At 60.5% G+C, this 22,136-nt stretch carries 24 protein-coding genes; 1 reads left to right on the plus strand and 23 read right to left on the minus strand.

What is annotated here, in order from left to right; all coding sequences use genetic code 11:
* Positions 1-8: 8 nt before the first annotated feature.
* Together MTX19_RS02570 and MTX19_RS02575 are read right to left on the minus strand one after the other, a co-directional pair.
* Positions 9-2,495, minus strand: a complete 2,487-nt coding sequence (locus MTX19_RS02570; RefSeq protein ID WP_280985826.1) for a heavy metal translocating P-type ATPase — start codon at positions 2,493-2,495, stop codon at positions 9-11.
* Positions 2,492-2,665, minus strand: a complete 174-nt coding sequence (locus MTX19_RS02575) for a heavy metal-associated domain-containing protein (RefSeq protein ID WP_280985827.1) — start codon at positions 2,663-2,665, stop codon at positions 2,492-2,494. The genes MTX19_RS02570 and MTX19_RS02575 overlap by 4 nt, the downstream gene beginning before the upstream one ends.
* Before the next feature lie 262 nt (positions 2,666-2,927).
* Here MTX19_RS02575 and MTX19_RS02580 point away from each other — a divergent pair, with 262 nt between their 5' ends.
* Entirely contained in the window at positions 2,928-3,491 is a 564-nt protein-coding gene (locus MTX19_RS02580) for a LemA family protein (RefSeq protein ID WP_280986158.1), read from the plus strand.
* A gap of 275 nt (positions 3,492-3,766) precedes the next feature.
* On the opposite strand, the gene MTX19_RS02585 is transcribed toward MTX19_RS02580, so the two are convergent.
* The 21 genes from MTX19_RS02585 to MTX19_RS02685 all read right to left on the minus strand — a co-directional run bounded on the left by MTX19_RS02585 (position 3,767) and on the right by MTX19_RS02685 (position 21,668).
* Positions 3,767-5,647 (minus strand): cytochrome c/FTR1 family iron permease, encoded by a 1,881-nt coding sequence (locus MTX19_RS02585; protein ID WP_280982313.1) that lies wholly within the window; start codon positions 5,645-5,647, stop codon positions 3,767-3,769.
* A 374-nt stretch (positions 5,648-6,021) separates the two neighbouring features.
* Positions 6,022-6,687 carry a class I SAM-dependent methyltransferase gene (locus tag MTX19_RS02590; RefSeq protein ID WP_280982314.1) on the minus strand — a complete coding sequence of 222 codons (666 nt, stop codon included), beginning with the start codon at positions 6,685-6,687 and terminating at the stop codon, positions 6,022-6,024.
* A 182-nt stretch (positions 6,688-6,869) separates the two neighbouring features.
* A complete protein-coding gene (locus tag MTX19_RS02595; protein ID WP_280982315.1) occupies positions 6,870-7,682 on the minus strand; it encodes a trypsin-like serine protease in 813 nt (270 codons plus the stop codon).
* Positions 7,683-9,097: 1,415 nt separating this feature from the next.
* Positions 9,098-9,448 (minus strand): hypothetical protein, encoded by a 351-nt coding sequence (locus MTX19_RS02600; RefSeq protein ID WP_280982316.1) that lies wholly within the window; start codon positions 9,446-9,448, stop codon positions 9,098-9,100.
* A gap of 335 nt (positions 9,449-9,783) precedes the next feature.
* Positions 9,784-10,488, minus strand: coding sequence for a c-type cytochrome (locus MTX19_RS02605; protein WP_280982317.1), 705 nt, complete (start codon positions 10,486-10,488; stop codon positions 9,784-9,786).
* A gap of 143 nt (positions 10,489-10,631) precedes the next feature.
* Complete coding sequence (locus MTX19_RS02610; RefSeq protein ID WP_280982318.1) at positions 10,632-11,063, minus strand: hypothetical protein; 432 nt, start codon at positions 11,061-11,063, stop codon at positions 10,632-10,634.
* A 103-nt stretch (positions 11,064-11,166) separates the two neighbouring features.
* The gene (locus MTX19_RS02615; protein ID WP_280982320.1) at positions 11,167-11,967 is read right to left on the minus strand and encodes a DsbA family protein; all 801 of its coding nucleotides are present in this window, start codon (positions 11,965-11,967) and stop codon (positions 11,167-11,169) included.
* Between the two features lie 181 nt (positions 11,968-12,148).
* Positions 12,149-13,150, minus strand: a complete 1,002-nt coding sequence (locus MTX19_RS02620) for a cytochrome c oxidase assembly protein (RefSeq protein WP_280984670.1) — start codon at positions 13,148-13,150, stop codon at positions 12,149-12,151.
* Between the two features lie 26 nt (positions 13,151-13,176).
* The gene (locus tag MTX19_RS02625; protein ID WP_280982322.1) at positions 13,177-13,734 is read right to left on the minus strand and encodes a copper chaperone PCu(A)C; all 558 of its coding nucleotides are present in this window, start codon (positions 13,732-13,734) and stop codon (positions 13,177-13,179) included.
* Positions 13,698-14,375: an SCO family protein gene (locus MTX19_RS02630; RefSeq protein WP_280982323.1), complete on the minus strand. Its 678-nt coding sequence runs from the start codon at positions 14,373-14,375 to the stop codon at positions 13,698-13,700. The genes MTX19_RS02625 and MTX19_RS02630 overlap by 37 nt, the downstream gene beginning before the upstream one ends.
* 28 nt (positions 14,376-14,403) lie before the next feature.
* A complete protein-coding gene (locus tag MTX19_RS02635) occupies positions 14,404-14,676 on the minus strand; it encodes a hypothetical protein (RefSeq protein WP_280982324.1) in 273 nt (90 codons plus the stop codon).
* Positions 14,669-15,094, minus strand: coding sequence for a hypothetical protein (locus MTX19_RS02640; RefSeq protein ID WP_280982325.1), 426 nt, complete (start codon positions 15,092-15,094; stop codon positions 14,669-14,671). Before MTX19_RS02640 ends, MTX19_RS02635 begins: the two co-directional genes overlap by 8 nt.
* A 17-nt stretch (positions 15,095-15,111) precedes the next feature.
* A complete protein-coding gene (locus tag MTX19_RS02645) occupies positions 15,112-15,780 on the minus strand; it encodes a TlpA disulfide reductase family protein (RefSeq protein WP_280982326.1) in 669 nt (222 codons plus the stop codon).
* The gene (locus tag MTX19_RS02650) at positions 15,777-16,358 is read right to left on the minus strand and encodes a DsbE family thiol:disulfide interchange protein (RefSeq protein ID WP_280982327.1); all 582 of its coding nucleotides are present in this window, start codon (positions 16,356-16,358) and stop codon (positions 15,777-15,779) included. Before MTX19_RS02650 ends, MTX19_RS02645 begins: the two co-directional genes overlap by 4 nt.
* Before the next feature lie 58 nt (positions 16,359-16,416).
* Complete coding sequence (locus tag MTX19_RS02655) at positions 16,417-16,860, minus strand: DUF411 domain-containing protein (protein ID WP_280982328.1); 444 nt, start codon at positions 16,858-16,860, stop codon at positions 16,417-16,419.
* A gap of 44 nt (positions 16,861-16,904) precedes the next feature.
* Complete coding sequence (locus MTX19_RS02660) at positions 16,905-18,329, minus strand: multicopper oxidase family protein (RefSeq protein ID WP_280982329.1); 1,425 nt, start codon at positions 18,327-18,329, stop codon at positions 16,905-16,907.
* 130 nt (positions 18,330-18,459) lie between these two features.
* Entirely contained in the window at positions 18,460-18,816 is a 357-nt protein-coding gene (locus tag MTX19_RS02665) for a hypothetical protein (RefSeq protein WP_280982330.1), read from the minus strand.
* Positions 18,817-18,991: 175 nt separating this feature from the next.
* Positions 18,992-19,603, minus strand: a complete 612-nt coding sequence (locus tag MTX19_RS02670) for a class I SAM-dependent methyltransferase (protein WP_280982331.1) — start codon at positions 19,601-19,603, stop codon at positions 18,992-18,994.
* A gap of 11 nt (positions 19,604-19,614) precedes the next feature.
* Positions 19,615-19,992, minus strand: coding sequence for a hypothetical protein (locus MTX19_RS02675; RefSeq protein ID WP_280982332.1), 378 nt, complete (start codon positions 19,990-19,992; stop codon positions 19,615-19,617).
* 300 nt (positions 19,993-20,292) lie between these two features.
* Positions 20,293-20,448 (minus strand): hypothetical protein, encoded by a 156-nt coding sequence (locus MTX19_RS02680; protein WP_280978692.1) that lies wholly within the window; start codon positions 20,446-20,448, stop codon positions 20,293-20,295.
* Positions 20,445-21,668: an IS701 family transposase gene (locus MTX19_RS02685; RefSeq protein ID WP_280985451.1), complete on the minus strand. Its 1,224-nt coding sequence runs from the start codon at positions 21,666-21,668 to the stop codon at positions 20,445-20,447. Before MTX19_RS02685 ends, MTX19_RS02680 begins: the two co-directional genes overlap by 4 nt.
* Positions 21,669-22,136 lie beyond the last annotated feature (468 nt).

Consider the following 22,136-nt stretch of genomic DNA (forward strand, 5'->3'; position numbering starts at 1 on the left):
CATCCATCTTACGGTCCTCCAACTTGGGTTACCGCGGTGAGCGCCGGGTCAGATGGCTTGACAACACGCGACGCCTTGCCGACGCCAGCCGGCCGCCAGCGACGCAATAGCAGCGCGTTCGTCACCACGCTCACCGAGGACAGAGCCATCGCTGCGCCCGCGATCACTGGACTGAGCAGCCCGAAGGCGGCAAGCGGCAGGCCCACCACATTGTAGATGAAGGCCCAGAACAGGCCCTGCCGAATCTTGTTGTAGGTTGCTCGGCTCACCGAGATTGCATTCCCGACCAGCAGCGGATCGCCGCGCATCAGCGTGATTCCCGCGGTCTCCATCGCGACGTCAGCACCGGTACCCATCGCGATACCAACATCAGCTGCGGCGAGTGCCGGCGCGTCGTTGACGCCGTCCCCGACCATGCCGACTCGCCTGCCTTCCTTCTGCAGCCGCTGCACCTCGTTCGACTTCTCGCCGGGAAGAACGCCCGCGAGCACGCGGTCGATCCCGACCTGAGCCGCGACGGCCGCAGCGGTCCGCTCGTTGTCGCCCGTCAACAAAACGGTCTCGATTCCGATATCGTGCAGGTGCCGCACGGCGTCGCTCGCCGTCGGCTTCACCGGATCGGCTACGGCAATGATGCCCAGCAATTCGGCTGAGGTGGTGAGCTCGGCGACCCACATGACCGTGCGGCCTCGCTCCTCTAGGCGAGCGGGCTCGGCAACGAGCGGATCGAGGCTCACGCCGTGCTCAGCCATGAGCCGGCGGTTGCCGATCACGATCCTGTGCCCGTCGACGTTGGCCGTCAGACCAAGGCCGGTGTGGCTCTGGAAATCCACGAGCTTCGGGAAGCTCAGTCCCTTTGCTTTCATCAGCACGGCCTTGGCGAGGGGATGCTCACTGCCGGTCTGGGCGGCGGCTGCGAGCACCAACAGCTGCGCTTCATCGACGTCGTGGCAGACAATTTCCGTGACCGCGGGCCTGCCCTCGGTGATCGTGCCGGTCTTGTCGAAGATGATCGTATCAAGCCGGTGCGTGCGCTCGAGCGCTTCGGCGTCGCGGATCAGGATGCCTGCTTTCGCCGCAGCACCCGTGCCGACCATCAGCGCAGTTGGCGTTGCGAGGCCGAGCGAGCAAGGGCAGGCGATGACCAGCACCGAAACCGCGGCAACGACGCCCGCCGTCATATCTCCGACCATCAGCCACCAGCCCAAAAAGGCCGCTAGGGCGATTGCCAGCACGATCGGCACGAAGACCGCAGCAACGCGATCGACCAGGCGCTGCACTGGCGGCTTCTTCGTTTGGGCATGCTCGACCAAGGCGATGATCCGCGACAAGGTTGACTGGTCGCCGACCGCGCTCGCCTGCGCGCGAATGAGACCGCCGCCGTTGATCGAGCCTCCGGTGATCTTGTCGCCGGCGGCCTTCGGCACCGGCAGGCTTTCATCGACCTCGCTGCGTCCGGTCAGTACCGTGGCGTCGACTGGAATTTTCCCTCCTGGCCGGACCACAACGATCTCGCCGACTGAGACGTCGGCGACCGGAACTTCGATCTCGCCGCCATCGCGCTCGATTCGCGCACGCGCCGGGCGCAGCGACATGAGCGCCCGGATAGCGGCGGTGGTGGAGCGCTTGGCGCGCACCTCTAGCCAACGACCGACCATGATCAAGGCAATGACCACGGCCGCTGCCTCGAAGTAGAGATGACCGCCCGGCGGGCCCGCGAGCATCAGGTAGACGCTATAGAAATACGCGGCCGAGGTACCAAGCGACACCAGGAGATCCATGTTGCCAGTGCGGGCTCGCAGGGCTCGCCATGCTCCTGTGTAAAAGCGCCAGCCGACGCCGAACTGGACGGGGGTGGCGAGCGCGAACTGCAGCCATCCCGGCAGCATCATCCCGAACATCGGTACGAGCAGCGGCGCGCTCAGCACGACCGCGGCGATGATCCGCCATGTCTCGCGCCGGAGGCGGCGGTCTTCGGCTGCGACGATCGCTTCATCGCGTTCGCGGTCACCGGTCAGCAATTCGGCCCCGTAGCCGGCGTTCTGAACTGCAGCAATTAGATCGGATGGTCGCAAGATGCCTGCGATGCCCTCGACCGTCGCCTTCTCGCTCGCGAGGTTCACTTCGGCCCGCATGACGCCCGGTACCCGCTTAAGGGCCGCTTCAACGCGCCCGACGCAGGTGGCGCAGCTCATGCCCGAAATCGCAAGCTCACGCATTTCGCGTGGCACCTCGTAGCCGGCGCCCACCACGGCTTCGGCGAGGGCGACGGGGTTCACCTTGGAGCTGTCGAATTCGACATCCGCGTGCTCGCTCGCGAGGTTTACGGTTGCCCTTACACCCGGCAGCGCTGAAATCGCCCTCTCGACCCGCCCAGCGCAGGTCGCGCAGCTCATGCCTTCGATCGGCAGAACAACATGCCTCGGTTCAATAGCAGTGGTTTCCGCGGTGTTCATTGTTCCTTCCATTTGTCGCACTCTCGCAGGGATATTCATACTTCGGAGGCGCCAAAGCCCGCAGCCTCGACTGCGGCGATCAGCGCCGGCGGGGTGGCCGCTCCGTTCACGACAGCGAGACCGAGATCGAAGTCGACGGCCGCGTTCTCCACGCCAGGTACCTGTCGCAGCACCCTCTCGACTGTCCGCGCGCAACCGGCGCAAGTCATCCCTCGGATCGCGAGCGTCACGGCAACGGGGCTCGAATATCAGCAGATCCATTCATGGCAAACTTCCCGCATACATTCCTGTTAGCTGGAATGTGCACCTTCCAGTCGCTGGAAGGTCAAGGGGACTCGAAAGAAAAAGAAGGTGTGAGGGCTCAGACTGAGAACTCGGCGGGATCTCGTCGCATTCAGTTGAACCATCCGGGATAGACTCCCGCCGCGCCCGCGCTACGCTATGGAGCGACAGCAGCCCGAGAGCCGTGCCATGTCCATTTCTGCATGGATCATTCTTGCCGTCGTCGTGGCCGTCGTGCTGTTCGGGTTTGCGAGCTACGACCGGCTGGTCACGATGCGCCAGCAATGTAACCAGGCTTTCGCCGATATCGACGTTCAGCTTAGACTGCGTCACGATCTTGTCCCCAACCTCGTCGAAACCGTGAAGGGCTACGCCGGCCACGAGCGCGGGACGCTCGATGCGGTGATGCAGGCAAGGAACGCCGCGGTGGCGGCACAAGGCCCCGCGGCAAAGGCAGAGGCCGAAACCGTGTTTGGCGGTGCGTTGCGCCAGTTATTCGCGTTGGCGGAGGCTGATCCGAACCTCAAGGCGAACGCCAATTTCCAGCAACTCCAGACCGACTTGACCAATATCGAGAACAGGCTTGCTGCGGCACGCCAATCATTCAATGCCATGGTGCAGGGATATAACAGCATGGTCCAGCAAGTCCCGACCGTGCTGTTCGCGCGCACTCTTGGCTTTGCACCGCACGAATTCTTCAGCGTCGGCGAGGAACGCCAAGCGGTCGACGAGAGGCCGCAAGTAAGGTTTTGATACCTGGATGGACTTTGAGCACCGGCGGTCACCAGCGCAGCAAGCAAGGGCTGAGCGGGGCGCCGATGCACGGGCTATCGTCGAGCCGTACCAGATTGCCACGAAGGCCACTGCAAATTGCAAGTCGCCACGATCCGCCGATCCTGTCTTCAGGTCAACCCGCTCTCATGGAACACGCGTGCCAGTCACGTTTGGTTCACGTCGTTTCACTGATTTCGTTGCGGTGCTCTCGCAAAGAACGAGCGCCGGCACCGACCAAGGCTCTATCCATTTTTCTATGCGACCTTTCGACGATTGAGGGCGAAGCCTATAGCCAAAGCCGCAATCATGAGTACCTGAGCCGCCACGGTTTGCGTCGTTGGGAACAGACCAACCAACGAGATGCGTGGCACCGAGCGTAAGGGTACGATGCTGACGATGCCGGCCTCCTGCAGGGCTGCGATGCCCTTGCCGGCCAGCACGACCGTCAGAACCGCCATGAGCCACGAACTGTAGGTGAAGAACTTGCCGATCGGTAGCCGGCGGCTATAGCGCAGCATCGCCCACGCGATGACCGCCAGCGCCGCGCACGCGCTCAGTGCCCCGGCGAGTATCATGCTGCCGCTTCCCTGGGCCCACAGCGCCGCGTAGAAGAGGATCGTCTCGAACACCTCTCGGTAAACGACGATGAAAGCGAGCCCGAACAGCAGCCAGGCCGAACTTCCGGACAACGCCTTCGCCATCTTTTCGCGAATGTAGCGTTGCCATTGATCGGCCTGTGCCTTGCCGTGCATCCAAATGCCGACCGAGAGCAGGACGACTGCGGCGAAGACCGACCCGAACCCCTCCGTCAGCTCTCGGCTCGCGCCGCTGATACCGACCACCCAGGTCGCGACGACCCAGGTCAGGAGGCCGGCGACGAGGGCGCCCACCCAACCCGCATGGACATAGGGCATGACCTCCATCCGCTCGGCCTTACGGAGGAAGGCGATCATCGCAACGACGATCAGCAGCGCTTCCAGTCCCTCGCGCAGCAGGATCGCCGCCGCCCCGAGAAACGTTGAGAGGCTGCTTGCTGCATCGGGGGAAAGCGACGCCTCCGCGTCGTCAAAAAGATCGTCGAGAACCTGCACGCGATTGGCGAGCGCGTCGGCATTCTCTCCGCTTTGGATCGCGGCGCGGTAGTCGCCCATCGCTCCCTCGATCCGCTCCATGAGCGTACGATCGCGGGCGCTCAACGTCGGTTCGACCGGCTCGAATCCATCGAGATAGGCAGACAAAGCCAGCTCAGCGGCATGTTGGCGGTCCCCTGCACGATAGGCGGCAAGGCTCTCGGCGAGCCGGCCGCGCACCAGTGACAGGGCTCGCGCCTGCTGTTGCATGACTGCGTCGGGGTGACGACGCAAATAAGCCATCAGAGCGTCCGCCTTGTCTGGACCAATCTTGCTCGCAAGCGCTGCGGGTGTCGTGCCGACGAGCGCTTTCAGATCGGGAATGAGCCGGTGCAGCGAGGTGTCCTGCTTCCACAGCCGTTCCCCTTCGGCCGCAGCGGGATCGGGGAAGGCGAAATGACCGGCGTACAGGGCCAGAGCCCAACGATCATCGCTCGGAAGACCATCGAAGCTCGGCATCGCGGTGCCATCGAGACCTTGGGTGATCACCTGGTAGAGCGCGAACACGCTGCGCTGGCGAGCGCGCTCGGCGTCCGTGAATGCGATCGGCGGGGTATCAAGCTTGACGGCGTCTGGTCCGTGGCCATCGCCAGCCTCGCCATGACAGGAGGCGCAATTCTGACTAAACAACGTCGCGCCGCGCGCGAAATCCGGAACCTTGTTCGGCGCCAGCGGCACTGGGTAGGCCGCAAGCAACGCAGCCCCCAGGCCATGCGCCATACCCGCGACTTGCTCGGCATCAGCCTTGTCTGCGATGGCCCGCTGCAGGCGGGCGGCTTCGGTCGCTAGCGCTTGCCGTTCCGGCTTGGGTGGGAGCGCAGCGAGCTTTGCGGTAACAGTAGCCGCGAACTCGTTCTGCTCGGCATATTCGGAAGGACTTAAGACCGCGCCATGCGACACGGCGCCGGCGTAATCCACCGCGATGTAATCCAACAGTCGCCACGTGGTTTCGACATCGCTCGTCTCGGCCCTCGCTGCGCCAAAGAAGGCCAGAGCCAGCAGCATGGCCAGCACTGCAAGACGCGATGGTAAGGATAGCAGCCTCACGGGATGCCAAGTTGAAGGGTTGGGTCCGACGACGGTCGTACCGCCGGTTTCGGATCGGTGCAATTTGAGCCGTTCTAATTCCGCTCCAGGTCAACTCCTTTTGAGGCTCGTCCGCCGGCTCTCTCGCGACGGTAACGCTCGCCGCTAACGGCGCGAGGTGCGAACCTTCCAGAATTAGAATGGGTCTAGCCTGCAGCACCCCCGTCACCGCCGAGGTGATCCCTTCGGACTTCACTCAGAGAACGAGCGCGCGAGCAATCGATATGAGGGGCGCCGGACCTCGAAATCCAAGCCAAGTGGGCCCGCACTGCCTTTTTAGCATGCTGAAGGGCTTAGCGCTTTCGAGCTTTCACCATCGAAATCCGCCCAACCCCAACCGAGTGCGAGAATTCTCGTCGCGCGCCTGCGACGCCGACCTTCGCGAGAACTCCAATCCAACTCCCGTCTAAGTGTGAGGCCACTGCGAGCGTCCCTGAGACGCGTCTGCCAAGTTCGAGAATCCGCCGTTCGCCGGGAGTTTCTGGTTTATCAAAATCAACCAGCCTCAACGTCCCCGCATGTCGCAGGACCCTGGTCATCTCTCTAATAAGGCCGAGCTTCTCGTCCGGGGGACTATCATGGAGCGCAAGCATGCAAATCACCGCGTCGAACGAGCCCGCGTTCACCGGAAGTTGGTGGGCCCGAGAAACATGCATAACAGTGACGTTCTCGAGCCGCTTGCGAACGGCAGTGAGCCGGGTCCATTCGGCAGCCTTCGAGCTTGGATCCACAACCACGAAAGTTGCGTTGGGATTGTGAAGCGCGAGCAAAATCGCCGACGACGAACTACCGGGCCCAAAAAGGAGCGTCCGATCGCCTCCCTTGGGCTCAAGCGATGAGAGGAGGTCTTCCTGCCAGGCGGTGTCGCGCAGCAGAATAGCAAATGAAAGATCATAGATGAGTTTGGCGGCCCAAAAGCGAGGTCGGACTAAGATTCCTAGGGCGTCGAACTTGATCATGGTTTGATCACCATTCGTCTCCGGCAGCACCAAGTATGCAATCGCATCGGGAGCCGTTTCGGCTTTGCGCGTGTTGTAGGAACAGCGAATAATCTCATTGGAGGCCTCTTACCGTTACTCGTCATTTGTCATGGCCCGTCCACTTTCGAGTCGAGGCCATTTCGCGTGCGGCCTAATCGACATTAGTAGTCGCCCATGTTGACGGTTTGGATGGGACCCCCGTCCAGTTGCCTAGAAAGCCTGAGCGCCGCTTCCGAAAACATCCCGGAACCGATAGCCTGATTGCCAACAAATTTTCCAACGCGCCCATCCGCATCGCTGGCAAATATCGAAGCCGTGTGAATGCCGACAACGGCGTAAGCCGATCCCTCCGGCAGCAATAGCGGAGCTCCCGACGAACCAGCCTTCACCGTACAGGTGTGGATGAGTGTGTCCCAAGCTAGATCGCGAACGGTGCAGTTCGGATCGACGCTGAGAGCTTCGGCATCGCCGACATCATTCGAATAGGCCGGCAAGAGGATTTGTCGCTCAAGAAATTCTAAGGCCTTCGGCGAGTCATGACGGAGAGCAAATGGACGAACGCCAACCGGTGCGCGATCAAGTATGAGTATCGCCCAGTCTTTCGATGCGTCGTGGATTGATTCTTGCGCGAAGCTTTGCGTCGAACCAACGGCCCAAAGGGTGGCCTTAAATCGTCCAAGGTCGGTTCCAGTCTGATATGCCAGCTGGAACGACAATTTGGATCGTCTTGTCGTGCCGTCTCTTTCCGTGACGCAATGACCTGCCGTGATGATGATTCTTGGATTCAGAACGATCGCTGCTGTACACGTCATCGTTCCTCTGAATTTTCCGATTGCCGAATAAGGTGACTGGCGTGCATCGACGATTCGGGGAGGATCGCCTGCAGGGCTGAAGACGGAGGGCAACTCAGTTAACGCGACTGGAAGCAGAACGGCAAGGCTCCCAAGAGCGGCCAAGGTTTGTGAAGCTATCATTTCGTACTCCCAGCACTCGGCATTCGTAGTTGCGACGAGATGCAGCCTCGGCTGTTGCCGACTGATCTGAGCGCTGTGCGTCGGGATTATCGGCCGTCAGCAAGCTTGCTCATTGGCAGCCAAATGAATCGTTCGCAGTGTGCTGTTGGATGCCTGACCTGATGCGCACAGATCTACGATGGCCGCAGCGGGCCACTTCAACCGATGAGGATAGGTCTCGGGGGATGCGGCTCAGGCGGGATGCCGTGATCAAGAACGGCCTTGAACATGGATGCCCATGCTGTGGGAGGAGCGCTCGATGTCGAAACAACAACCAGGGAAGCGAGGGCACTCGCCGTACCGCAATGAGCACTGCAAGCCACGGTAAATGCGGCGCATGCCTTCCCGCAGCAGCGATGGCACGTCATCGCCATTCGACCCGTGTGATAGGTCATTGCGACTTGCACGAAGCCGGTCTGAATCATAGCTGGGGCTTCTGCGCGCGCGTTCGTTCGCTCAACCGCAGGCAGCATCGATGCGGCGACCAACAATAGCAAGGATAACGCGCGAGCCATGACTTGCATGACGATAGAATAGCAGGGAGATCCGGCTAAGCCACCAAAATAGCTGCCAACCAAGACAAGATCGGGACCGTCGGCAACGCGGATGTACCGCAGCGCTCGGCCAAAAGGTGCTGTTGCGATGCGAAAAGCCGAACCTCGTAACTCGCGCGTCTATTCGCGTGTAGCCTTTCCCGCGAAACCTTCAATCTTGCAAATTTACGAGATGGATGGCGGGATGCAGCGTGCCGAGCATCCCGACAAGCGCGAAAATTACGAGGCCCAAGGCGATCTCGATGGCGCTATTGCGCGTGAGGCGACGAAGCGCCTCGGCTCTGCGCCTCGAACTGAGGCGTCAACCAGGACCGAGTCTCGGCTTGTGCCTCAGTGCCGACCGCATCGCACTAGGGCGGCGTTAATCCCCAATGCACAATCGCGAGTAGGAGGAATGCCAGGAGAGAGCCGAGAAAGGCGATCCGGCGGGTTCTCGACTGGGCGATAGCCGGCCTTCGCCTGTTAGTCGCAAGTATCGCCAGCGCGCTGCTATCGCTTTCAACGGCTATCCGCTCCTGCCGCCCAAAGAGGCGTCGGAACAACAGAGCGCTTCCAACCACCAGACTCAGTGCAATGAGCACGCCTGCGGCAGTAACCGCGAGCAAGCCTAATCCCCAAGCCAGATCGGACTCGTCCATAGGCATTGTGACCTCCCTGATCCACTCCCGCGCAAAGCTCTTTTGGATGCGGGATCTTTTCGGGCTTTACGACGCCCAGCTTTGCCGCACAGCGGCTCCGGTCGAATCATGGGCGCCGACCTTCCAGGCAGAGGTGACTCGCTGCTGGAGCATTTCAGAACAGATCGCCGTTCAAAGGAGGCGATCAGCTGAAGGCGACGCGTTTGGGAGGATGCGGATCTGGGGAAAAGCGAACGCCGACCAAAAGACCGAGCGTATGATAGGGACGTGGTTGAGCGGTGACAGTGTCAATCGTCGTCACCTCGGACGCTACCGCAACCATGCCGGCGCAATCCAAGGAACAAGCCTTGGCGAGAGGGCCACTCTTCATTCCAGAGCAGCCAATGGAATTGCTCGGCGCCTGCATCCCATTCAGGGTAGCTGGGACTGCTTTTGAGATCATCGACGCGGCATGCATATTGGTCGCCACCGGCCCCAACACGAGTGATAGGGTCAGCAGGATCGTCGAAAGTCGAACAAAAGCACCCGCTGTCATGGCAAGACGATATCAATTGCCGGATAGGAGGGCGAGAACGGCCCAAGGTCCGGCGCGATGATGGTGGTAAACTCGGCGTGACCCACAGGACTGATGCCGAGTCCAATCAGCATCGCATTATCACTCGTCGACCACCCGGGGAAGAATGCTTACGGCCAAAGCGAAGCCCTGGGGCAATGACGCTTTCGGTAAGGGGGGATGGCATGTATGGGCGTGCACGCGCGACGATCGAGCGCGTGCTGTCGCGGGTCCTGGACGTGGAGCGCGCCAACGTCGCTGTAATGATATCTTTCCTTTCGATTCGGGTGTCGCATGCTTGCCCGGCACCACAGGGCCTACCGACCGCTACATTCCTTCTTGATGAACCCGCTGATCTCGTCGGGTGCAGCGAAGATTACGTCCGCGCGATCACCCATCATGCTCGCGCCGACCAAGGCGGGCGCGCCTTTATCCGGGCCGTCGCCGCTGCTGTCCGTCTTGAGGCGCAGGTTGCGTTCCCAAAAAGCATGCATCTTGCCGTCGCCGGTCGTCACCCGATAGGTATCCCCACAGTAAGTGATCGCCTCTACGCGCTGTTCGGGATCGGGCTTCTTCAGATTGGGAACGCCGCCCCCGCCGCCCATGCCCCCCATCCCGCCCATCTGCGGCGGCGCGTGTCCCGGCTGCGTTGCCTGCTTGAGAAACGCCAACAAATCTGCGCGCTGCTGATCGTTCTTGATACCCTGGAACGTCATGCTGTTGCCGGGAACAAGATGCTGCGGGTCTTTGAGCCAGTCGTCGAGGGTCTTGTCGTTCCAGACAATCGTCGAAGATTTCAGGGCCGACGAATAGCGTGGAAAGCTAGCGAGGTTCCCAGCCTTGCGATTCCAAAGCTCTGCCAGGCTTGGTCCGGTCATGCTCCGGTTCGGCTCCAGCGAATGGCACGCCGCGCACGCTCCAAAAACGCGCTGGCCCCGGTCAGCGTTGCCTTGTGCGGCAAGCGCTGACGAAAGCGCGCTCGATGCGAACGCCACGAGCGTCAAGAAGAAAGGCCAGCGCATTGTTCTCTCCAGAATTCACGCGTCACATCCCATCCGTATCCCGGTGCGCGCCGCTATCACAAGTGGACAGGCGGCGAACCTTGGCTCCACGTCTGTCGACAAGTCCGTCCATGGAGCAGACGGCTCGTCCGGGCCGAGCCGCTTCAACTCCCGTATTTGACGAGCGTACCAACCTCCGCAGGCGACGCGAAGAACAGCGTGACCCGGTCATCCATCATGCCACCCGGCATGATCACTGGCTTACCGATGAGCGGGCCTTTTTCGCCCGTGTCGATTTTGATGCGAAGGTCGACTTCCCGGAAGGCCATCTTTCGACCGTCTGCTGTCGTGACTTCAAAAGTGTCGCCGAGGTGTTGAATAGCAGTCACCTGGGCCTCTGGTCCGACTGCTTTCAGGTCGCACAGCTGTGCTGCCGATCCCGACCTCGCATTGGTCAAGCCAGGGACGTCGTCGCCGCTTGCCATGACCATCGGTCCGTCCTCTTGGAAGTGGGATCCGGCACGCGCTCGCCGTGACCCAGTGATCATGCTGACCATGCCTGCGACGGCGAGCATGACGGTCTTTCGTCGATTCATAGCAAATCTCCTTCGTTGTGCATTTTCTCGGGTCCAATGTTGCTTTTCCGTGATCAAATGCGACTGGTAGCCACCTTAATCGCGGTCACCTTGTAGAAGGTGCTCACTTGACCGATCGAGGATCGTTCCTTGCCTGTGCGACGAACGCCTGCAAGCTGCTCAGGTCTCTTGCGCCGGTCGAGACCTGTTCTCCGGCCACGAAGCCGGGCGTTCCGGTGATGTGCAGGGCTTCCCCGAGCTTGACGTTCTTGTCCAGCATGCTCTCGATTGCCTTGTCTTGCATGTCCGCTTTCAGCCGCTCGACATCAAGGCCAACAGCGCGCGCCACTTCCAGCACCTTGGCTTCGGCAACCGCGCCCCGAACCTGATAAAGCGCACGATGCAAGGCCTCATACTTGCCTTGCTTGTTGGCTGCGAGTGCCGCCTTGGCGGCATACACGGAGCCCTCGCCGAGAATCGGAAATTCCTTGTAGACGATGCGCAGCTTGGGATCGGCCTCAGCTGCTTTTTCCATCAACGGCGCCATCATTTTGCAATAAGGACAATTGTAGTCGAAGAATTCGACCAGCGTGACATCGCCGTTGGGATTTCCGCCAATGGGGCTGTCGGGGTCCTGAAATACTTCGGACGCATGGGCTTTTAGCGCAGCCTTCCCCTCGGCAGCATCCTGCTCGCCGCGCTTCGCCTCGAGCCGACTGAGCGCTTCACCGATCACCTCCGGATGTGCAAGCAGATAGTTCTTTACTCGCTGCTCGAATTCATCCTGGGGCATCTCTGCCGCAGCTGCTCGATTTGCCAGAAGCAGTTTCACAGAGTTTGTAAAGTGCATGCCACCAACGCCAAGGACGAAGGCTGGCAATATGGCCAAAATCATGATGCGTCGAACCATGGGTCTGTCGACCATAGGTCTCTCCCTCGTTCCTTCAAAATTGACTGCTCGCGTAGGCTTCCAGCATCGGGCACCGGCACCTGACAGCGCTGCGGCGTGCCACGGCAAGGCCAGTTGCGGCTGCAAAGAGAATGCTGATGCTGCGCATTTGCTTTGTCCTCCTGATCAAGGCCTCGGGACCGATTGGTTTCAGTCTCTACTGTGACACGTGACCGACTACACGGAGATCAGGCCGTACCCGTACTTCCGGAGATGTGCCCGTTTTGCGATTGCTATCGGCGGGGCTTTGCGCGACCGCCCGGGGCAGGGAGCCTTGCCTTATCGTCCGGCTCTCCTCCTGCAGATAAGCAATAATGTCTCGCCGGGCAGACGGCTCAATCACGCGAACAGGCATTTTCGTGCCCGACTTGAACTTGCTGGGATCGGTGAGCCATCGTTCGAGGTTATCGGCGCTCCAGTGCACGTCGAGATCGCTGAGTGCAGGCGAATAGCTGTATCCGGCAGCCGAGCCGGCCTTGCGGCCGAAGACCCCACCAAGCTTTGGGCCGGCCTTGTTGATGTCGAGCCCGTGGCAGGCCGCACAGCGTTGCTCAAACAGCTGCTGCCCGCGCACGGGATCAGGCTCGGCGGCCGCCGTAAACCGCGAGAGGTCCTTGGGATTGTCGGGATGGACAGTACGAAAGAATGTATATGAGAGCGTGATCGTATCGACGTCACGAGTTTCGGGATCGTTTGCCAACGCGGGATCGACAAAGAAAACCACCGGCATGTCGACCTTCTCATGCGCGTTGAGCCGCTCATCGTCAAAGCAGAAGCACTGGATCTTGTTGAAATAGATGCCAGTGGTTTGCGGCGTCACATTGAAAGACGCGTGTCCGATAACTTCCTGATCGGAGAGGTTCTCGGCTGTGAAGAACACGAGCTTCTGCTCGCCAAGATGCACCTTGACCTCGCGCTGCACTGGCTCAAATCGCCACGGCAGTTCCGGAGCAACATTGGTGTCGAACTGGACGTTGATTGTATGCTCGGACACCGAGCCAGAATCGGAGTCCGCCCTCTGTGTCGTGCCGCCATATCCAGTCGCAGCGCAGAACAGTCGATACAGCGTCGGAGAATAGGCCACGAGGCCGAGCATGATGCCGATGCAGGCGATGCACGGCAGCACGATCTTCAAGTTTCTGCGTCGCAGAGGATGCATCTTCGTCACCAGATCCCCAAGCCTGCTTACTTCTTCATCATATCGTCGTGGCCGTGCATCATCGGAGCCATACCGCCGGGCTGCATGGCGCCGACCTTCGCAACAGGGACCGTGACATCGACCTCGCCCGCCTTTGCAAACGTGAGAGCCAGCGGGAATGTCTGGCCTTCCTTCAGCGGCTGCTTCAGGCCGACCAGCATGATATGCATGCTGCCCGGATCAAACGTGACCTTCGCGCGCGGCGACAGGTCGACGGTGGGCATTTCGCGCATGTGGGACACGCCGTTCTCTTCGATGGTGCTGTGAAACTGAACCTTGTCGGCAACTGGCGTTGATGCGCCGAGAAGCTGATCAGCCGAGTCCTCGTTGTTGATCAAGGTCAGATACGCCGCGCCGGTCTTCGCCCCGCCCGGCGTCGCTCGTGCCCAGGCGTGCTCGACCACGATCGGGCTTGGGCCAGGTGTTTGTGCATGCACCTGAATGCCGGTCGTGAGCACGAACATGATGCTCAATATCAAGTTGATCGCTCGTTTCATCGATGATTCCTTCATCCGGTCGGGTGAGCTATCTTCTTGCGCAGCCATTCCGCAATCTCTTCTCCCGATTCACTCCCCTGAGCGACGTCCACAAATCGGCCCTGCGGATTCATCAGGTAGACGTATGCGCTGTGCGAGACGAGATAGTTGCCGTCCTCGGCCTCGGATTTCTGCCGCGCGACATAGATCCGGTATTCCTTGAGGACGCTGTCGATCTGCGCTTGCGTTCCACTCAATCCAACAATTCGTGGATCGAAGGATTTCAGATATTCGGCCATGACCTGCGGAGTATCGCGCTGGGGGTCGACGGTAACAAAGAGCGGCTGGAGCTTGCCCGCATCCGGACCGAGCTTTTCCAGGGCCGCGCTGATGTTGGTGAGCGCTGTCGGGCAGGCATCTGGACAGAAGGTGTAGCCAAAGAAAATGAGCAGCCATTTGCCGCGATAGCTTTGGTCACTGACGCTCTTCCCGTCGGTGCTGACCAGAGTGAACGGCCCGCCAATCGCTGCGGTACCTGAAGTGATGCTCTTTGGCGGTGGCGGAGCCACAAGCAAAGCTCCGACCGTTGTCAGCGCGCCGACGGCCGCGAGCACGAGGGCTAAGAGTAACAATCTTGGTCTTATCTTCATGGAAGTCACCTCGCCTGAGGCGTGGACCGGGTTCGCGGCCACGAGATCAACCGCGCGCATGGATCGATCGAGCAATTAGCTGTTTACCTCATTCCTTGCTGCCATCCTCACGCGATGGCGGATTGCGCCACTGATCGTTGGGCCGGCCACTGGAATGATCGCCTCTCATCATCGTGCCGCAGTGGTCCATCATGCCGGTCATCCGACCCATCATTCCTCCGCCCATCATTCCCCTACCGGCCATCATCCCGCTTCCCATCATCGAGCTAGGCGCGTCGTCAGAGTCGCGAGCGTAGACCGCCGCAGAGAGGGCGACGACCGCAAGAGAGATAGTGGCGAGCAACAGTGTCGACTTACGCATGGGTGCTCTCCTTCACTTGAGTTCCAGGATTTTCTGCGAGCGTATCCGCAGGAACTCCCAGACCTTCTCCGCAGCAGTTCGAGCCGTATGCAGGCGTGCTGTCGGGTGCTGGCCGAGCAGAAACCGCTGACGGATCAGCCGCTGGCGATCCGGGCGCGCGAGGCGCGCCGGAGCCGCCGATAAATTTGTGCATGCACAGGCCAAGGCCACACATAACAAGGCAAGGCAGCACGCTCAGGAGAACCGATGCAATTCCCGCTGCAACGAGCCAACTCCAACTGGCGGCCGTAATGCCAATCAGCGCCAAGCCAGCGACCGCGAGCAGAAACCATTTGTTGGCGACATAGCGCCGAATTGCCATCCGGCTTACGGCGCCCGCCATCGTGTTCACCGAACTGGTTGATTGAGGTCCATTCATTGTCTTTCTCCGCATTTTCACCAGGTCAGGAGCGCCTTCACCCAATGGACGCCACGCATGAAGGGACCTGATCCATCCGGAACATCCGACGATGATGGTGGACTGCCTCGATCGGCGTGATTGATGGGGACGGTGTGATCCGCAATGTAGGGCTTGAGGAACTCGGCAATCTCGGGCGCGTCCCATTCGGCCGGGCCCACGATGCGGCCGATCTCCTGTCCGGCCCGACTGACGAGTAGCGTCGTCGGCAGACCGAGTGCTCGCACTTGGTGAAGCACCTGGCCGGAGGAATCGGAATACATTGCGAGATTGTGGACGCCGATTTCGTTGTAGAATTTGCCGATCGTTTCCATTCCGCCCCGGTCGATGGAAACAGGGATCACCTCGAAGCCCGCGCCGCCTAACGTCGCTTGCAGGCGATCCAGCGCCGGCATTTCCTTGCGGCACGGCACGCACCACGTTGCCCAGATGTTGACCAGCAAGACCTTACCGCTGAAATCGGCAAGGCTGCGCGTGTGCCCGCCGGCATCGTTGAAGCTGATCGTCGCGATGGGAGTCGGCTTGTCGAGGAGGACAAAGTTCTTCGGCGCTTCGGCGGCATTTGACATGTGTAAGGTCGCAACAAGCGTGGTTGCACACAGCCATGTGGCGAAACCAATAGACTTTGCGCCGGTGTTACGCGTCATTGCTGTTGAAGCCTCCGGATCAGCGGAATGATTTCGCTTTCCAACACCTCCTGAGTGAGCGGGCCGATCTGCTTGTAGGCGATGCGCCCGTCCCTGCTGATCACAAAGGTCTCGGGCACGCCATACACGCCCCAGTCAATGGCGGCGCGGCCGTTGAGGTCGGCGCCGGTGCGCGTGTACGGATCGCCGAATGTATCGAGCCACTTGGCAGCATCATCGGCCGGGTCCTTGTAGTTGAGGCCATGGATCGGTGCGATCGCGTCACTCCTCATCTGTAACAGCAAGGGGTGCTCGGCTCTGCATTCCGCGCACCACGACGCGAAGACATTCACCACCGACACTTCGCCCGTCAGATCGGTATTTGATAAGCCGAGCGTGCGGCCTTTGACAGGCGGCAGCGTGAACTGCGGCACCGGCTGTCCGATCAGAGCCGACGGAATCCGGTGCGGATCACGATTGAGGGCCCACGCGAGCATGAGAGCCAGCGCCGTGAAGACCATGATTGGCAAACCATAGCGCAGCCGGGCAGTCGACCGCCGTTTTGGCGCGGACGAAACTACGACGGTTTCTGTATTCATCTTGGCCTCGTGCTCCCTAGACCCTTCATTAGGTCTCGAACTCGTTGCATACAGGTGGTCACACAGTCGCGTAGAGCGTAGGTGGTTTGCCGTCCTTGGTGACCGCGTAGATCGAGAAAGCCTGTGTTTTTTGACCGTACATCCCGGGCGATCCCGCCGGCATGCCGGGAAGCGTGATGCCCGCAATTGCGGGTCGTTCCCTGAGGAGCTTGCGGACAATCTCCACCGGCACGTGACCGTCGACGACGTAACCATCGACAAACATTGTGTGGCAGCCCTGATACTTCTCAGGCACGCCGGCCTTTTGACTGATCTCCGCGAGATCATTGGTCGGCTTCACTTCGACTGCGAAGCCGCTCTTCCGAAGATAAGCGGCGTAGCCTTCGCAGCAGGTGCATTGCGGGTTCTTGTACAGGGTTGCCTGGATCGGCTCGGCGATGGCCGGCATCGGGAGCACGAACATCGCAATCGAGGCACCGAGGCAGAAGGTCCGTCTATTCATCTAGCTCTCCTTGTGAAGCGCGGGTTCCATCGAGTTCTTACGAGTCAAATGATACGGAGTACGGTCATCAGTCCCGACACCTGGTGGTCCGCAACATGACAATGCAGCATCCAGTCCCCGGGATTGTCGGCAACAAACGCAACTTCGACCGTCTCCCTCGGCGTCACCAGAACGGTATCGGCCCATTGACGATGCGGCTCCGGTGAGCCGTTGCGGCTCAAGATCTGAAAGCTCGAGCCATGCAGATGCATCGGATGCCACCAAGCGGTTTCGTTGCGAAATGTCAGGACGCAGCTCCGTCCACGCAGCACAACGAGAGACGGCGGCATGTCGGGGCTTCCATTGCAGACCATCGAGGTACCGTTGATGGCCCAGCTTGCACCCCGCCCGATGCCCTCCGTTCCGCCCAGCCCCATCATCGCACCGCCGCCCATCATGCCGCCTTGCAGCCGCAACTCATGCCGCTCTGCGGATGCGAGGTCTGGCTCAGGCAGAGGATTGCGGGGGAGTGCAGGTACGGCACCCGGCGGATGCGAGCGGATCGGCGGCATCTCGTCGTACGCCAAGTGCGTGAGCCAATAGGAAAGGTCCTGATCGAAGTCGTCGATCACCCGGTATCGCCGCCCGGGCTCGCCTTGCATGTCGAGCACGACGTCCAGGCGCATGGCAGGGCCAAGAAGGAGCCGGTCTCCCTTCGGTTCGTGCGGCTCGCAGGGTTGCCCGTCGATCGCGACGATGACTGGGCGATGGTCCTCGAAGCGAAGCGCCATGATGCGTGCCAGCGCGGCGTTGACAAGCCGCAGGCGGATGCGCTCGCCCGCGCGCACGGACACCTCCTCGGAGACAGTTCCGTTGATCGTCACCGTATTGCCGACACGGCCGGACATGGCGGCTTCCATCGCGTTGCCGAAACCGGCCGCTATCTGCGCGCCCGACGTGAGGCGCCAATCAGAGATCACACAAAGAAGGTCTCGATCGACAGCGACGGGCTCCGCCTCTTCCACGATCAATGCGCCAGCGAGCCCTCGCCCAAGTTGCTTCAGGCTGTCCGCATGCGGATGATACCAAAAAGTCCCCGCGTCTGGCGGCGTGAACTCGTAGGTGAACTGCTCGCCCGGTTTGATCGGCGGCTGAGTGAGACCAGGCACTCCGTCCATAGCATTTGGCAGCCGGATCCCGTGCCAGTGCACAGTAGTCTCCTCTGGCAACTGGTTATGCACGACGATGCGGACGCGCTCGCCCTGCCGTACGCGAATCTCGGGTCCGGGGATGCGGTCCCCGTAACACCACACATCGGTCGCCGGGTAAGCACGGCCGACCATTCGGGCGCGGCCAGGCGCCGCGGTGAGCTCGACCTGGTTTATCGAATTTGCGACGGCGCGCACTGCAAGCGGCAGCGCAGTCCCTGCCGCGAGACTTGCGCTCCCCACAAGAAGCGAACGCCGAGTGATTGTCCGAACCGCGGACATGTCGGGCCATCCTGTGCGTAGTGCACTGCACCACGACATTCGAGACGGGTGCAACGCATGCCGGAATCGCGCCTGAGACGCCGCAGCGTCGAACGCGCGTCGAGGTCCGATCGCCCAGAAGCGATCGGCCTCAGCTCAGGACAGTAGGCCTAGGAGGATAGGGATCGGGAGGATCGGAGCGGCCGATCAAGTCCGGCGTAGTCGTCGGAGTCAGTCTTTCGACCAGAACCGAGTAAACAGTTACTGACGCCGACGGCATCGCCATCGCGCCGCAAAAAGCGGAACATGCCGCCGCAAGGCCCTTTTCGTCGCCAGCACAGCCGTTGCACTTGCCTGGCACGGTGCCTGCGCCCGGCATATCTTTCGATACAGCCATGTCGTGGGACATCGGAATATCGCTCGCGACCATAACCGACTTGGCGAAAACGCCTGTACCATCGAAGGCGTGCAGGACCAGTCCCACAGCCAAGGCGAGGGCCATCAACAACGCTGGTATCCGTCGAATCCTCTCAAGCGACATGTCGGCAGACTAACAACTGACAGAGGCTATTGCTAGGGTGGTCGGTCGTGAGAATCGGAAGGTTACGGCACTCCGCAAGAAATCCCTCCGCTGCATTCTCACGAGTTCGTGACGAGGTTTGGCTTCTTAGACCAAATTGAGGTCAAGCGCGATCCTTTACGGCCTCAATAGTCTTGACGACATCGAGGTAAATGTTTTCCACACGACGTAGTCGGAATCCCGCCTTCTGTACGTTGCCTACGGTATCTCGATTGAGCTCCGGCCCAATCTTACGCGTGAGCTGTGTCATCAGATCCATCATGACTCCCAAGGGACCGATGGCAGCGCTACGGACGTGCTCCAACATCAGAATTTGCCCGCCCGGCTTCAGCACGCGGTAAAGCTCCCGCAAGCCCGCAATTGGCTTGGGCACCGAGCAAAACGTGAAGACCGTTACAACCGTATCGAACGTCGCCTCAGGGTAATCCAGATTGCAAACATCGGCTTCGCGGAGCTCGATTGATCCTTCATAGCTCGCGGCCTTCAATTTGGCGCGTTCCAGCATCTTGGGGCTGATATCGATCGAGACAATATCCGCTCTCGGAGGAAGGAATTTGAAGTCGTTTCCGGTTCCGGCGGCCACATGCAACGTTTTGCCCCGCGCCTTACTCAGCAACTTCCGCTTTTCAGATCCGAGGCGTCTGTCATCGACCGCAGAAAAGAAATCATAGGTGCGGCTTGCGCGATCCCATTTGCTTTGTGTCTGAACATCCATTGTCGACTCCATCAATCGCCAGCTTCAATCATCGTCCCCCTCAAGACGTAATTGTACACCTTCACCGCGATAGTCATCGCGATCCCGAAAATCGCACCGACAGTGATCACGGCGGTCATGGTTCGCGACCCCGCTGCCATTGAGTCGCGCATCGCGAACAGCATGCCGCCATACATCCCGATCAATGATCCCGGCACCATTGTCTCAACAATACCGAGCATTGGGGAAAGCATGTATCCGAGTATCAGCGATACGATCGTACCAATGCCCATGCCGATTAGCATCGCCAGCACCATATCGAATCCCGGCGAGACCATGACGCGCACGATCACGGCTGTTGCCACGCCGATCACTGCGCCAGCCAGATAGTCTCCGATCTGGAATAGCATGATCATCTCCTCCTAAAGCACGTGCCGTGGCTACTCCCGCGTTCCGCTCATTGACAACCTGTCCCCGTTCCCGAGCGCGCTCGCCGCGCTTTCTGCAAATCAGTGGGATTTCGGGCCGCCCTGATAACGCCAGGCGGGCGCCGCATCGGTTCCAGTCGCAGGGGACAGCGAGGGAGATACGGCAGTGTCATACGCGAAAGCGGAACTCGTTTCGCGCGGCATTCCGACAGTGGCGTTGCGCGCAGCTCGCCTCGCACTCGGCCAATAGCTCTTATCCGAAATCGTCGAGCCCGCCTAGCATTACAGTTGTAATTTTTGCTTGAGATGCGCTTTGCGCGCGTTGGCTTGATGAGCCCTGCGCCAGGATGACCATGCGAGGATGTGGGCATGCGGGATGCGCCGCTGGGCGAGCTTCATGGCGATGCGGCGGATTTCCTGGATCGACCAGCGGATCAAGAACGATGCTTCGGTCGGGGCCGCGGTCGCGTTTTTTTAAGCAATGCTCCGGTGTTGGCCCGATGACGGATGACGGCCATCGTGGCGAAGGCAAGCATGACCAGTGAGACATGGCGATGCCAGCCATGCCAGGAGCGGGTTTCGTTGTGATCAAGACCGAGCTCGTTCTTGGCGGTTTCGAAGCTGTCTTCGATGGCCCAGCGATGGCCTTCCACGGATACCAGCTTCTGCATGGACGTGCCCTTGGGGCACCATGTGGAGAAGAAGGCTAAGCTGTTGTCGGCAATATTGCGGCGGATCAGAAGACCTCGGGTCCATTCCCCGGCAAGGTCGTCGTTGTATTCGCCGGCGTCGAGATCGGCCAGCTCAAGATAGGCCCAGTCGTGCCAGCGCGGACCTTTGGTTCCTTCGCCGGACGGCAGGCGGCGCCAGGCCTTCTTGGGAAGGCTCTGCGCGATCGTAGAGGCAGTGCCGGCGACAGGCTGCTGCTTGCCCCAGGAATAGAACACGTGATTGGAAGCAACCCCCAGAACATAGCCTTTGCCCGCCTTGCGCAGCAGGGTTTCGATCGCTCCCGTGCCATACACGCTGTCCGCTGCTACGAACGAGAACGGCACCTTTGCGGCGATCGCGCGAGCGATCATTTGATGCGCGATCCGGGGCTTCGTCGCAAAGCTCACATCGCTCGGGACATGTGCGGCCTTCAGGCGAGCGGGTTCGTCCGTCCATTCCTTTGGCAGGTAGAGCGCCCGATCGATGAAGGCATGGCCATGCCGCGACACATAGGAGGCAAACACTCCGATCTGGCAATTGGTGATCTTGCCCGCCGAGCCAGTGTACTGGCGCGCGACCCCACACGAGGCCTTGCCCTGTTTCAAAAAGCCGGTCTCATCGATGACCAGAACCGCGTCCTCGTCACCCAGCGTTTCCAGCGCGTACTCACGTACAATATCGCGCAGCGCGTCGGCATCCCACTGCCCCCGACCCAGAATCGCCTGCTGGCGCCACGGGCCTGGATCGCCAGCCGCTTCCGCCCGCATCCAACCCGTCTTGCGCGGCTCGTTGCCCAACAGTCCGTCGAGAAATTGCCCCGCCGAGGCCGCGACCCGCTCTTGCGTAAACAGCGGACGGATGCGTTGCTTGGCATCTCGCAACGACGAAGCCCACAGCGTCAGCGTATCCTCAACCGACGCGCCACCAATCATCAGATCCCGAATCATGGTCGCCCATAGATTCAGAACCTTCAGGAAGATGCAACTGTAATGCTAGGCGCTTGCAGATACAGCCGTCAGCGGCAATACGAGCGAAATCGTAAGAAGGCGTCTTAAGAACATGGTCCGGCTAAGCGCGTGATGCACTTCTGATGATGAGTTCGGAGAAAATCGCTGGCCGGTTACCTCACGCTCACGTGAGGCGCGGTTCCGAAATCGCTTACCAACACAGTAGTCGCAGTCCCAACGCACCGCCCGCGAGCTGTACAAAACTATCGCGCCGTACCAGACCGCAGGAAGGCCAAGGAAAGAGCACGTGCAGCAGCGCTAAAAGGCGGCCCGCAATCATGCCGTTCGTCATGATGGGTGATCGAGCTTCGGTGACCGTTGCCGCACCTGACGAACTCAAAGAGATTGTCGAAGCGAAGTGCTAATCACCGAACCCCTTGGCTCGATGGCCGTTGTAACGCACGTGAA

The organism is Bradyrhizobium sp. ISRA464, from assembly GCF_029910095.1.
Lineage (GTDB): Bacteria > Pseudomonadota > Alphaproteobacteria > Rhizobiales > Xanthobacteraceae > Bradyrhizobium.